The organism is Longispora fulva (assembly GCF_015751905.1).
Lineage (GTDB): Bacteria > Actinomycetota > Actinomycetes > Mycobacteriales > Micromonosporaceae > Longispora > Longispora fulva.
Genome location: NZ_JADOUF010000001.1, coordinates 7,444,550 through 7,457,638, shown reverse-complemented (window position 1 = coordinate 7,457,638; position 13,089 = coordinate 7,444,550). Strand labels below are relative to the sequence as shown.

General features: G+C 70.4%; 10 protein-coding genes. 5 read left to right on the top strand and 5 right to left on the bottom strand.

Annotated elements, in window-relative coordinates:
* Nucleotides 1-65: 65 nt before the first annotated feature.
* Nucleotides 66-3,170, bottom strand: a complete 3,105-nt coding sequence (gene ileS / locus IW245_RS34510; RefSeq protein WP_197007288.1) for an isoleucine--tRNA ligase — start codon at nucleotides 3,168-3,170, stop codon at nucleotides 66-68.
* A gap of 208 nt (nucleotides 3,171-3,378) precedes the next feature.
* A complete protein-coding gene (locus tag IW245_RS34505) occupies nucleotides 3,379-4,653 on the bottom strand; it encodes a VOC family protein (protein ID WP_197007287.1) in 1,275 nt (424 codons plus the stop codon).
* 260 nt (nucleotides 4,654-4,913) lie between these two features.
* Between IW245_RS34505 and ndk the strand changes: the two genes are divergently transcribed.
* The gene (ndk, locus tag IW245_RS34500) at nucleotides 4,914-5,321 is read left to right on the top strand and encodes a nucleoside-diphosphate kinase (protein WP_197007286.1); all 408 of its coding nucleotides are present in this window, start codon (nucleotides 4,914-4,916) and stop codon (nucleotides 5,319-5,321) included.
* A 126-nt stretch (nucleotides 5,322-5,447) separates the two neighbouring features.
* Here the strand turns inward: ndk and IW245_RS34495 are convergent, their stop codons facing one another.
* The 3 genes from IW245_RS34495 to IW245_RS34485 form a co-directional block, all read right to left on the bottom strand.
* On the bottom strand, nucleotides 5,448-5,753 hold the full coding sequence (locus tag IW245_RS34495; RefSeq protein ID WP_267920087.1) for a DUF4233 domain-containing protein: 306 nt from the start codon (nucleotides 5,751-5,753) through the stop codon (nucleotides 5,448-5,450).
* A 140-nt stretch (nucleotides 5,754-5,893) separates the two neighbouring features.
* Nucleotides 5,894-7,270 carry a bifunctional folylpolyglutamate synthase/dihydrofolate synthase gene (locus IW245_RS34490; RefSeq protein WP_197008830.1) on the bottom strand — a complete coding sequence of 459 codons (1,377 nt, stop codon included), beginning with the start codon at nucleotides 7,268-7,270 and terminating at the stop codon, nucleotides 5,894-5,896.
* Nucleotides 7,271-7,320: 50 nt separating this feature from the next.
* Nucleotides 7,321-9,918 (bottom strand): valine--tRNA ligase, encoded by a 2,598-nt coding sequence (locus IW245_RS34485; protein ID WP_197007285.1) that lies wholly within the window; start codon nucleotides 9,916-9,918, stop codon nucleotides 7,321-7,323.
* A 61-nt stretch (nucleotides 9,919-9,979) separates the two neighbouring features.
* On the opposite strand from IW245_RS34485, the gene IW245_RS34480 reads away from it, so the two are divergent.
* The 4 genes from IW245_RS34480 (at nucleotide 9,980) to IW245_RS34465 (ending at nucleotide 13,084) form a co-directional block, all read left to right on the top strand.
* Nucleotides 9,980-10,624: a hypothetical protein gene (locus IW245_RS34480; RefSeq protein ID WP_197007284.1), complete on the top strand. Its 645-nt coding sequence runs from the start codon at nucleotides 9,980-9,982 to the stop codon at nucleotides 10,622-10,624.
* Nucleotides 10,625-10,708: 84 nt separating this feature from the next.
* A complete protein-coding gene (locus IW245_RS34475) occupies nucleotides 10,709-11,323 on the top strand; it encodes a hypothetical protein (protein WP_197007283.1) in 615 nt (204 codons plus the stop codon).
* A gap of 220 nt (nucleotides 11,324-11,543) precedes the next feature.
* Nucleotides 11,544-12,332, top strand: coding sequence for a carbon-nitrogen hydrolase family protein (locus IW245_RS34470; protein ID WP_197007282.1), 789 nt, complete (start codon nucleotides 11,544-11,546; stop codon nucleotides 12,330-12,332).
* Entirely contained in the window at nucleotides 12,329-13,084 is a 756-nt protein-coding gene (locus IW245_RS34465; protein WP_197007281.1) for a GntR family transcriptional regulator, read from the top strand. The genes IW245_RS34470 and IW245_RS34465 overlap by 4 nt, the downstream gene beginning before the upstream one ends.
* The last annotated feature ends 5 nt before the right edge of the window (nucleotides 13,085-13,089 follow it).

Sequence of the window (13,089 nt, the reverse complement as noted above, 5' to 3'; positions counted from 1 at the left end):
CCCCACTCTAGGGAGCGGGTGTTTCCGGGCTGCGTCGGGGGCATTGCGCCCCCGACGCGGGCCCGTCACGCGCGGGTCACTGATACCCGGACCTGCTCGTCGCCAACCTCGCCGAGGAAGCCGTCCGGGGCCGGCCCGAAGGTCACGCCCAGGGCCAGGGTCTCGGCCGCGACGAAGTCCCGGTGGGTGGCCACGGCGGCCTGCACGGCCGGGGAGCCGTCCACCACGAGGGTGATCCGGTCGGACACGGCCAGGTCCGCCTCACGGCGGGCCTGCTGGACCGCGCGGATCACGTCGCGGGCCACGCCCTCGGCGGCCAGCTCCGGGGAGACGGCCACGTCGAGCAGGACCACGCCGCCGCCCACCGGGGCCGAGTGCTCGGCGTCGGCGGCGACCAGCTTGAGCTCGTACTCCCCGGAGAGGAGTTCGACGCCACCGGCCGTGACGGTCTCGCCGGAGGCCGACCACTCCCCCGCCTTGACGGCCTTGATCACCCGCTGGACGTCCTTGCCCAGCCGGGGGCCGAGGGCCTTCGGGACCACGGTGAGCACCTGCTCGCAGTAGCCGCCGAGGTCGGTGGTGAAGACGACATCCTTGACGTTGACCTCGTCGGCGATCAGGTCCCCGAACGGCCGCAGCGCCTCGGCGTCCGGCGTGGCGACCGTGAGCCGGGCCAGCGGCAGCCGGACCCGCAGGCCGGTGGACTTGCGCACCGACAGCGTGGCGGAGCACACGTCGCGGACCGCGTCCATCGCCGCGACCAGGTCGTGGTCGGCCGGGTAGTCGGCCACGACCGGGAAGTCGGCCAGGTGCACCGAACGGCCCCCGGTCAGGCCCTTCCAGACCTCCTCCGCCAGGTACGGCGCGAGCGGGGCCATCACCCGGGTCAGGGTCTCCAGCACCGTGTACAGCGTGTCGAACGCCGCCTGCTCCCCCGCCCAGAACCGGCTGCGCGACCGGCGCACGTACCAGTTGGTCAGCGCGTCGAGGAATGTGCGCACCGTGCCGCACGCGCCGGAGATGTCGTTGACGTCGAGCTGCGCGCCCGTGTCCGCCACGAGCTCGCGGGTCTTGGCCAGCACGTACCGGTCGAGAAGGTTGTCGGAGTCGGTGCGGGGCACCGCCTCCACCGTGGACGCGTTGGCGTAGAGCGAGAAGAAGTACCACACGCTCCACAGGGGAAGGAGCACGTGCCGCACGGAGTCCCGGATCCCCGACTCCGTGACGGCCATGTCGCCGCCGCGCAGCACCGGGGAGGACATCAGGAACCACCGCATGGCGTCCGAGCCGTACAGGTCGAACATCTTGTAGACGTCCGGGTAGTTCTTCAGGCTCTTGGACATCTTGCGGTTGTCGTCGCCGAGCAGCGTGCCGTGCACCACCGCCGTGCGGAACGCCGGCCGGTCGAACAGGGCCGTGGCCAGCACGTGCATGGTGTAGAACCAGCCCCGGGTCTGCGCCGTGTACTCCACGATGAAGTCGCCCGGGTAGTGCGACTCGAACCAGTCGCGGTTCTCGAACGGGTAGTGCACCTGGGCGAACGGCATCGAACCGGACTCGAACCAGCAGTCCAGCACGTCCGGCACCCGGCGCATCGTCGACCGCCCGGTCGGGTCGTCCGGGTTCGGCCGGGTCAGCTCGTCGATGAACGGCCTGTGCAGGTCGGTCACCGTCGTGCCGAAGTCCCGGTTCAGGTCGGCCAGAGACCCATAGACATCGATCCGGGGGTACTCCGGGTCATCGCTCTTCCACACCGGGATCGGCGAGCCCCAGAACCGGGTCCGGTTGATGTTCCAGTCCCGCGCGCCGGCCAGCCACTTGCCGAACTGGCCGTCCTTGACGTGCCCTGGCACCCAGTCGATGTCCTGGTTCAGCGCGAGCATCCGCTCCTTGACCTTGGTGACGGCCACGAACCAGCTGGCCACGCCCTTGTAGACCAGCGGGGAGTCGCACCGCCAGCAGTGCGGGTAGGAGTGCACGTAGCTCTCGTGCCGGAGCACGACGCCGCGCTCCTTGAGGGCCGTGATGATGGACTTGTTGGCCTCGAAGACCTGGATCCCCTGGTAGTCGGGCACCAGCGAGGTGAACTTGGCCCGGTCGTCCACGGTCATCACGGTCGGGATGCCGGCCGCCGTACACACCGCCTGGTCGTCCTCGCCGAACGCCGGGGCCTGGTGCACGACCCCGGTGCCGTCCTCGGCGGAGACGTAGTCGGCCGCGAGCACCTGGAAAGCGTTGCGCCCGCCCTGCTCGACGAGGTAGTCGAAGAGGGGCTCGTAGCGCAGGCCGGCCAGGTCGCGGCCCTTGACCACGGCGACGGGCTCGGCCTCGGCCAGCTCCTTGGCGTACGCGCCGAGCCGGTCCTTGCCGAGCACGTAGCGCTCGCCGTCCTGCTCGACCACCACGTAGTCCAGGTCCGGGCCCACGGCCAGCGCCAGGTTCGACGGCAGGGTCCACGGCGTGGTCGTCCACACCAGCACCTTCGCGCCGTCCAGGCTGTGCCCCGGGGCGGTCAGCGTGAACGCCACGGTCAGCGCCGGGTCGGTCCGGTCCCGGTACGTGTCGTCCATCTTCGTCTCGGTGTTCGACAACGGGGTCTCACACCGCCAGCAGTACGCCAGCACCCGGTAGCCCTCGTAGACCATGCCCTTGTCGTGCAGGGTCTTGAACGCCCACATGACGCTTTCCATGTAGTTCAGGTCGAGCGTCTTGTAGTCGTTGCCGAAGTCCACCCAGCGGGCCTGCCGGTTGACGTAGCGCTCCCACTCGCCGGTGTACTTGAGCACCGACGCCTTCGTGGCCGCGTTGAACTTGTCGATGCCGAGCGCGAGGATCTCGGCCTTCGTCGTGATGCCGAGCTGCTTCTCCGCCTCCACCTCGGCGGGCAGCCCGTGGCAGTCCCAGCCGAACCGGCGCTCGACCCGCTTGCCCTTCATCGTCTGGTAGCGCGGGACGACGTCCTTGACGTAGCCGGTCAGCAGGTGGCCGTAGTGCGGCAGGCCGTTGGCGAAGGGCGGGCCGTCGTAGAAGACGAACTCGTCGTTCGCCGGCCGCGCGTCGATGCTCGCTTGGAAGGTCTTGTCGGCCCCCCAGAAGTCGAGGACGCGCTCCTCGACCTGCGGCAGGGCAGGGCTGGCGGGGACTGACGATCCGTCTTTCGGATACGACATCGGTTCAAACCTCTCGCATGGGCCTCAATAGCTCCGATGCGAGGACGCGGTCACCCGCGCGGTACCACCCCGCTTGGCGGCCCCGGAGGGTCGCCCGCTCGTTCTTCGGCTGTGACGGGCCGGACCCGTCCGGTTCTACTGGGGCCCAGAGGACCTGTTCTTCCGGAGGCTCGCCGGTGATGGCCGGGTCAAAGCCTGTGCACCCATGTTACCGGTACCGCCAACTGGTTAGAGCCAGCCCGTGCCCGTCGGGGTCCTTGAACGAGACCGACCACAGCTCCATCAGGGCCGTGGCGGCCACCGCGCGGGGCCGCTGGAGGAACCGGACCCCCTTGGACCGCAGCTCCTGGTACACCGTGTCGACGTCGTCGACCTCCAGGTTCACGTGCGCGAGGCGGGGCCCCTCCGGCCGGGCGTCGTCGAGCTGGCGGAGCAGCAGTTTCGCGTCGCCGGCCGCCAGGATCGCCGCGCCGCCGCCCGAGTCGAGCTCCGTGAAGCCCAGAGTGTCCCGGTAGAACTCCAACGAACGGGACAGGTCGGATACCATCAGGCTCACGCCGACGCCCTGGATCGACGCCGGGACGATCTCGTCGGGGACCTCGTCCGCGAACTCCGCGTCGGCCTCGTAGTGGGCCCGGCCGCCGGTGAGCAGGCTCGGGTCGATCAGCCGGCTGGCCCGGGGCTCCGGCTCGTCCTCCAGGCTCGAACCCCACCGGGCGTGGTCGAGCGGCTTGGGCTCGCGGCGCGGCAGCGGGACCCGACCCGGGTCGGAGGCCTCGGCGGGGCCGGTCGGCTGGGTGGGCAGCGTCGGCAGGGTCGGCGGCGGGGTGACGAAGTCCGCCAGCTCGAACTCCGGCAGGTCCAGCGGCTCGAACTCCGGCAGCACGAACGGCGGCAACGACGGGAGCTGCGGCCGCTCGGGCTCCTTCTCCGGCGTCGGCTCGGGCTCCGGGACCGGCGCGGGTTCCGCCGCCGGTGCGGCGTCGACCGGGCTGAACAACTCATCCAGGTACGAGCCCAGCTCGTCGTCCTGCCGGGGCGTGCCGTTGCGCACGGTCTCCGCCCGGGTGGTCAGCCGGGTGACGAACTCCTCCTCGGCCGCCGCCGAGGCCGCCCGCACCCGGTCCCAGCGGATCGTCACCTGGCGCGGATCAGTGCGCAGCACGAACACCGGCAGCTGCTGGCCGGCGACCGGCCACTTGGCGACCGGCACCCCGGGGTCGCGGATCGTCTGCGCCGTGGCCGGCAGACCCGGGGCCTCCACCACCAGTTGCAACTCGCACCGGGCGCTGGACACCCCGGGCGGGGCCGGACTGGCGGCGATCACCCGGGCGCTGCCCTCGACCACCCTGCGGCGGCGGTTGGGCGCGAACGAGTTCATCCCGTGGTACGCGACCGCGCCGACGGCAACGGCGGTGCCGAGCCAGAAGACGAGCACGCTGCCCGTACCGATGCTGAAAATTATGATGAAAAGGGCAGCCAAGGGAAGAACTAGACCGAACAGACTCCGCGCATGGGAGGAGTGCGAGGAACCATCCGACACTGGGGCCTCCAGGGGGGATTTGGGCGACAGGCTGGCCCTTCTTGCCAGGCTAGGGGTGATGAACCGTTTTCGGAAGGTGATGCTCGATCTCTTTAGGCGCAGGACGAAGGTCGGATACCTGATCGATCGGGGCCGCTGTCCACCCCACGATCACAGACGGTTACCCTGCACTCGACGTCGAACCACTCAAGGAGGAGCTCGTGTCCGAGCGCACGCTCGTACTCATCAAGCCCGACGCCGTCCAGCGTGGCCTCGTCGGCGAGGTGCTGAACCGCTTCGAGCGCAAGGGGCTCACCATCGAGGCGATGACACTGCGCACGATGGACGCCGCGCTGGCCGACGCGCACTACGCCGAGCACGTCACCCGCGACTTCTATCCGCCGCTGAAGAACTTCATGACCAGCGGCCCGCTCGTCGCCCTGATCCTCTCCGGCGACCAGGCGATCAGCGTCGTCCGTGCCCTGACCGGCGCCACCGACGGCCGGGTGGCCGCCCCCGGCACGATCCGCGGCGACCTGTCGCTGTCCAACCGGGAGAACCTCGTGCACGCCTCCGACTCCGAGGACAGCGCCAAGCGCGAAATCGCCCTCTGGTTCCCTGGTTTGTGAGGACCCGCTGAGGACGACGCTGGACTGCGCGAACGGCCGACCCGCAGGGCGCTGCCCTAGCGGGTCGACCGTTCGCTTGCCAGCCCCGCCCTCAGCGGGCCACCGGCCTTAGATCAAGGACTCAGCTCAGCCCAGCACGCTCTTGCGGACATTCAGGACGTAGAGCCAGAGGGCCAGGAAGACCACGCCGATCGCGGCGATGCCCCACTGAAAGTAACCGCCAGCGATCACCAGGACCTGCAACGCCGTGCCCACGTGCCACGCCCACCTGTGCCGCAACAGTCCACACAGGAGGAAGCAGAGCACCGAGAGGCCCACCATCACCCAGACCCCGAGCCCCTGCAGCGACCCACCCATGATCCGAATGGGCTGGATCGCCAACAACAACACAATGCCTTCAATAACCAGACACCCGGCCCCGACCCCGCGCACGGCCCCACCAGGATTCCGCAACCCGGAGGGCTTCCCCTCGGCCGCGTCCCCAGCCCCGCTCTCCCCGGACCCGGTCACGTCCCCGGACGCGACCACGGAACGGTCGGCCGACTCACCCGGCTGTTCGGCCCCCGGGACCGTCACTTCTTCCTCACCAACAGCTTGCGGGCGTCCGCGACCGTCATCACCGACCCGGTGACCAGCAACCCGATCGCCCCCAACGACACACCCTCGTCGGACTCAGCCTCCGCGATCGCCACCTCGATGGCGTCAGCCAGAGTGGCCGCGACACTGACCCGCTCATCCCCGAAGTACTCCTCCGCCAAAGCTGCCAGCTTGTCCACCGCCATCCCCCGCTCCGAGCTGTTCACCGTGACCACGATCGCGTCGCACACCGGCTCCAACTGCTCCAGCATCCCGCCGACGTCCTTGTCCGCCAGTACGGCGAACACTGCGACGAGCCGGCCGAAGTCGAACTCCTCGCGGATCGCCCGAGTGGTCGCGGCCATGCCGGCCGGGTTGTGCGCGGCGTCGAGCAGGATCGTCGGCGCGTTGCGGACCTTCTCCAGCCGGCCCGGCGACGTGACCTGGGCGAAGCCCTCCCGGACCACCTCCGGGTCGAGCGCGCCCTTGTCCCTGCCGGCGCCGAGGAACGCCTCGACCGTGGCGAGCGCGACGGCCGCGTTCTGGGCCTGGTGCGCGCCGTGCAGGGGCAGGTAGACCTCGTCGTACACGCCGCCGAGGCCCTGGAGCTGGAGGAGCTGGCCGCCGACGGCCAGGCCGCGCTGGAGCACCGCGAACTCGTGGCCCTCGCGGGCGACCGTCGCGCCGACCTCGGCGCAGTGTTCCAGGATGGCCTCCATGGCCTCCTCGGGCTGCTCGGCGCAGATCAGGGTCGCGCCGTCCTGGACGATGGCCACCTTCTCGTACGCGATGTCGGCGACCGTGTCGCCCAGCCATTCCGTGTGGTCCAGGCTGATCGGGGTGATGACGCACACCCCGGCGTCGAGCACGTTCGTGGAGTCCGACGCGCCGCCCAGCCCCACCTCGACCACCGCGACGTCGACGGGCGCGTCCGCGAACGCCGCCAGGCCCAGGGCCGTGGTCATGTCGAAGTACGTCATCGACTCGTCGTGCCGGGAGTCGATGAGCTTCGCCATGGGCGCGACCTGGTCGTACACCTCGACGAACTGTTCCTCGGTCACCGGCTCGCCGTCGATGCTGATCCGCTCGGTGACGCTCTCCAGATGCGGGCTCGTGTACCGCCCGGTCCGCAGCCCGTGCGCCCGCAGCAGCGACTCGACCATCCGCGCCGTGGACGTCTTGCCGTTCGTGCCGGTGAGGTGCACGGCCCGGTACGCCTTCTCCGGGTTGCCCAGCGCGTCGAGCAGCTCGCGGAGCTTCATCCGGTCGAAGACCATCCGGGTGAAGCCCCGGCCGAGCAGCTCGGCGTCGACCTCCTGGAACCGGGCGTGCCGGGCCTTCCCGCCGAGCGCGTTCACGTCGTTGAGCGCCATCCCGGCCTTGAGGAGGTCCCTGCGCTGCTGCTCGTCGTCGCGGTCGTCGGTCATGCGAGCTTCCCCAGCGCCGCGGCGATCCGGGCCAGCTCGGCCTCAGCGGCGGCCAACCGTGTCTTGATCTTGTCCACGACCTGGTCGGGGGCCTTGCTCAGGAACTCGGCGTTGCCCAGCTTGCCCCGGCACTGCGCGACCTCCTTCTCGGCCGCCGCCTGGTCCTTGGCCAGCCGGGCCCGCTCGGCGGCCACGTCGATGCTGCCCTGGGTGTCGATCTCGACCGTGATCCCGCCGGCCAGGCTCAGCGTCGCCGTGGCCTCGAAGCCCTCGGCCGGGTCCTCCAACCGGGCCAGATTGCGGATCAGCGGCTCGTGCGCCAGGAACGCCGCCGAGCGGTCCGTACCGTCGGCGGACCCGATCAGCCGGGCCCCGACCTTCTGGCTCGGCTTGAGCCCCTGGTCGGCGCGGAACCGGCGGATCTCGGTCACGACCTCCTGCAGGGTGGCCACGCTGGCCCCGGCCGCGGGGTTGATCAGCTCCGGCCGGTCCGCCGGCCACGCGGCGGTCACGATCGTCTCCGCCCCGGTCAGGGTCGTCCACAGCTCCTCGGTCACGAACGGCACGACCGGGTGCAGCAGCCGGTGCAGGGTGTCGAGCACCTCGCCCAGAACCCGTTGGGTCTTCTCCGCCTCGGGGCCGCCCGCGTACAGCACGGGCTTGGCCAGTTCCAGGTACCAGTCGCAGACGTCGTCCCACGCGAAGTGGTACAGCGCGTCGCAGACCTTCGCGAACTCGTAGCTCTCGAAGTGCCGGTCCACCTCGGCCGTCACCTCGGCCAGCCGGGACAGGATCCAGGCGTCGACCGTCGAGCGCTCGCGCGGCAGCGGGCCGGTGACCGTGGCCCCGTTGGCCAGGGCGAACCGGGTCGCGTTCCACAGCTTGTTGCAGAAGTTGCGCGAGTCGGCGGCCCACTCCTCGCTGACCGCGACGTCCGTGCCCGGATTCGCGCCGCGGGCCAGGGTGAAGCGGGTGGCGTCCGCGCCGTACCGGTCGATCCAGTCCAGCGGGTCCACGACGTTGCCGAAGGACTTCGACATCTTCTTGCCGAACTGGTCACGGACCATGCCGTGCAGCGCGACCGTCTTGAACGGGGCCACGCCGTCCATCGCGTACAGGCCGAACATCATCATCCGGGCGACCCAGAAGAACAGGATGTCGTACCCGGTGACCAGCACGCTCGTCGGATAGAACTTCTCCAGGTCCGGCGTCTTCTCCGGCCAGCCCAGCGTCGAGAACGGCCACAGCGCGCTGGAGAACCACGTGTCCAGCACGTCGCTGTCCTGGGTGTAACCCTCGGGCGCGGTCTCGTCGGGGCCGACGCAGACCACCTCGCCGTCGGGGCCGTAGAACACCGGGATCCGGTGGCCCCACCACAGCTGGCGGGAGATGCACCAGTCGTGCATGTTGTCGACCCAGGCGAAGTAGCGCTTCTCCAGCTCGACCGGTTCGATCTTCACCCGGCCGTCGCGGACCGCGTCGCCCGCGGCCTTCGCCAGCGGGGTGGTGTTCACGAACCACTGCAGGGACAGCCGCGGCTCCACGGTCGTCTTGCACCGCGAACAGTGCCCCACCGAGTGGTTGTACGGCCGGATCTCCCGGACGATCCGGCCCTCGGCGCGCAGCGCGGCGACCACGGCTGGCCGGGCCTCGTACCGGTCCAGGCCCTCGAACGGGCCGTGCGCGGTGATCACCGCGCGCTCGTCCATGACGGTGATCGACGGCAGGTTGTGCCGCTGGCCGATCTCGAAGTCGTTCGGGTCGTGCGCCGGGGTGACCTTCACGCAGCCGGTACCGAACTCCGGGTCCACGTGCTCGTCGGCCACGATCGGGATCCGCCGGCCGGTCAGGGGCAGCTCGACCTCGGTGCCGACCAGGTGCGCGTACCGCTCGTCGTTCGGGTTGACCGCCACGGCCGTGTCGCCGAGCATCGTCTCGGCCCGGGTGGTGGCGACCACGATCTCGTCGCTGTAGCGGATGTAGACCAGCTCGCCGTCGGAGTCGGAGTGCTCGACCTCGATGTCCGACAGGGCGGTCAGGCAGCGCGGACACCAGTTGATGATCCGGTTCGCGCGGTAGATCAGGCCGTCGTCGAACAGCCGCTTGAAGATCGTCTGCACGGCGCGGGACAGACCGGAGTCCATCGTGAACCGCTCCCGGGTCCAGTCGACCGAGTCGCCCAGCCGGCGCATCTGGCCGAGGATCGAGCCGCCCGACTCGTTCTTCCACTCCCAGACCTTCTCCAGGAACGCCTCGCGGCCCAGGTCGTGCCGGCTCACGCCGTCGGCGGCCAGCCGGCGCTCGACGACGTTCTGGGTGGCGATGCCGGCGTGGTCCATGCCGGGCAGCCACAGGGCCTCGTAGCCCTGCATCCGGCGGCGGCGGACGAGCGCGTCCTGGATCGTGTGATCCAGGGCATGGCCGACGTGCAGGGAACCCGTGACATTGGGCGGCGGGATCACAATGGTGTACGGCGGCTTGTCACTGTCCGCGTCCGCCCGGAAGTAACCGTTTTGTACCCACTGCTCGTACCGGCGGGACTCGACGTCGGCGGGCGGGTACTGAGCAGGCAGTTCCTGGGCATTCGTAGTCACCCGCTGAGTCTACGTAAGTGCTAGAGTCCCGCGTTCCTCACACCACCCCACGGGAGACCCGATGAGCTATCCGCAGCCCCCTGAGCAGCCGCCGCCGGGCGCGCCGCAGTACGCGCCGCCGGTGTTCGTCGCGCCGCAGAGCCAGCCGTTGGGCTTCACCCCGCCGCAGGCGCCGAAGAAGAGCGGGGCCGGAAAGATCGTCGCGGGGGTTCTCGGCCTCGTCCTCCTGCTCTGCCTCGGCGGGGCAGCGCTCTTCGCCTTCCCGATCATCTCCGACCAGGGCGCCACGATCGCGCTGCCGGCGAAGATCGGGAACCTGGTGCTCGACGACGGGCCCGAAGGGAAGAAGGCCGTCGACGCCATGTCGTCCGCCGGGGGCTCGATCGCCGGCCACGAGTCCAAGGGCGCGCTGTACCGCGACGGAGACAAGCCGGTGATCTTCTTCGGGGCCACCGGCCTGAACGTCAACCTCAAGGGCCAGCTCGACGACGCCTTCAAGGCCATGAACGCCACCGGCGGGGTCGACATCGACGCCGGAGACCTCGGCGGGTACATCCGGTGCGGCACCATCGCCGCCCAGGGCGACTCGCCGGCCTGCGTGTGGATCGACCACGGCAGCATCGGGCTGGCCATCTTCGTCAAGGGTGACAAGGCCACGGCCGGGCAGCTGTTCCAGGAGATGCACCGCGCGATGCTGAGCAGGTAAGGCGCGCGGCGGGCCGGGCTCCTCCGTACCAAAATGATGGTGTTGATCTGTGATCCTGGTCCGGGCCGTTGCTAGGCTTCCGCGATGGCGTTCCTGGAGACCTACGAGGAGCACCCCGAGGAGGAGCGCAAACCGCTCCCCCTACGCCGGATCATCATGATCGCCGGCGGGGTGTTCGGAGTCATCGTTCTGATCGGTGCGGTGATCTGGGGCCCGACCCTCTGGCAGGTGGTCCGCCAGGGCAACCCCGAGCTGACGATCCCGCCCAAGGCCGCCGGCCTCACCCTCGACACGTCCGAACGCGGCCAGCGCACCGCCGAGGGCATGCGCGAGGCACTGTCCGTCCCGGTCGGCTTCGACAAGACCGTCGGCGGCGTCTACCAGGACCCGGCCGCCGCCAACCGGTCCGCCATCGTCGTCGCCGGCACCGCCACCCTGTTCGACCCCGAGGGGACCCTCGACGACCTGTTCTCCGTCATCACCGACACGGCCGGCGGGGTCACCGGGACGCACGCCGTGGACGCCGGCCCGCTCGGCGGCGAGGCCCGGTGCGGGGTGACGACCATCGACGCCGACCGCGTGCCCGTGTGCGGGTGGGCCGACCACGGCAGCGCCGGGTTGATGCTGTTCCCGGGGCACACGCCTGAGGAGTCCGCGCCGAAGTTCGTCGCGCTGCGGGGGGCGATCCAGAAGCGCTGACCGACGCCGGGGTCGGGGTCCCGGCCCGGCGGTCAGCGCTCCCGGCCGAGGCGTCCAGCCGGTCCGCGTGCCGATGTGGGGGTGGGTGCGGATATGTCGGGCGGGCCAGCGCCCGTCGGCGTCCGGGCCGTGCGCCAGCACACATGTCCGCGTCCGGGGTCGGCGCGGAATCTGCCCCGCAGGCCTGAACACGGGGCGGTCGCGGCACTAGGGTGTGGGCATGAGGGTCGCCGTCTGCCAACTCAACGCCCGCGAAGACCGGGCCGCCAACCTCGCCCAGGCCCGCCAGTTGCTGGTGCGCGCCGCCGATCAGGGCGCTGATTTCGCGGTACTGCCGGAGTACACCGACTACCTCGGGCCCAGCGCGCACCGCCCCGAGCCGGTCGACGGCGAGTTCGGCACGTTCTTCGCCGAAGCCGCCCGCGAGCTCGGCATGTGGGTGCACGCCGGCAGCTTCCACGAGCGCGGCCCCGACGACCGGCACAGTTACAACACGTCACTCGTGTTCGACCGCTCCGGCGAGATCGCCGCGACCTACCGCAAGATCCACCTGTACGACGTGGAGATCCCCGGCAAGGTGTCCTACCACGAGTCGGCCACCGTCGCGCCCGGCTCCGAGGTCGTCACCGTCAAGGTCGAGGGCGCCACCATCGGCCTGTCGATCTGCTACGACCTGCGCTTCCCCGAGCTGTACCGCAAACTCACCGACGCCGGGGCCGACATCCTGGTCGTCCCGGCGGCGTTCATGCTGCACACCGGGCGCGACCACTGGGAGGTCCTGCTGCGCGCCCGGGCGATCGAGGGCCAGTCCTACGTCCTCGCCGCCGGCCAGGTCGGCAACCACGAACCCAACCGGACCTGCTTCGGCCGCTCCATGATCATCAATCCATGGGGTACGGTCCTCGCCCAGGCCCCCGACACCGTCACCGTGGCCGTCGCCGACATCGACCGGCACAGCCTGGAACAGATCCGCGCCGAGCTGCCCAGCCTCGCGCACCGGCGGCTATGACCCGGGTACCGAAGTACCTGTCCATCAAGGAGGATCTGATCCGGCGGATCGCCACGGGCGAGTTCCGGGTCGGCGAGCCGCTGCCCTCCCAGCGCGACCTCAGCGCCCAGTACGACGTCAGCCTCATGACCCTGCGGCAGGCCTTCGGCGAGCTCGCCGCCCAGGACGTCATCGAACAGATCGCCGGCAAGGGCACCTTCGTCCGCAGCCACCGCACCCCGTACGCCGCCGCCGGCCTGCGCAGCCTCGGCGACGACCTGCGCGCCCAGGGCATCAGCGTCACCACCCGGGTCCACGGCGTCTACTTCACCCCCGCCGCACCCGACGTCGCCGCCCGGCTCCGGATCGCCCCTGACGACCCCGTCCTCGTCATCGAACGGGTCCGGATCATCAACGGCCGCCCCGCCGTGCACCAGTACTCCTACGTCCCCGAACCCTTCGCCACCCCCCTCGCCGACGCTGACCTGGCCATCCGGTCGCTGTACGAACTCCTCGAACTGTGGTGCCACGCCGTCGCCGCCCGGGCCACGGAGGTGATCACCCCGGTGGCAGTGTCGGGGCGGGTCGCCGAACTGCTGGAACTCTCCCCGGGAGATCTGGCGCTCCGCAGCGACCGGTTGACGTACGACCAGGCGGGTCGGGCGATGGTCGACGACCGGGCTGTGCTGGCCGGGGAACGGGTGGTGGTGACGGTGGATCGGGCGAGTGTGGGGAGTGCGCCGGACGTGTCGGTGACCGCGGCTGTGGGGTGAGGGCC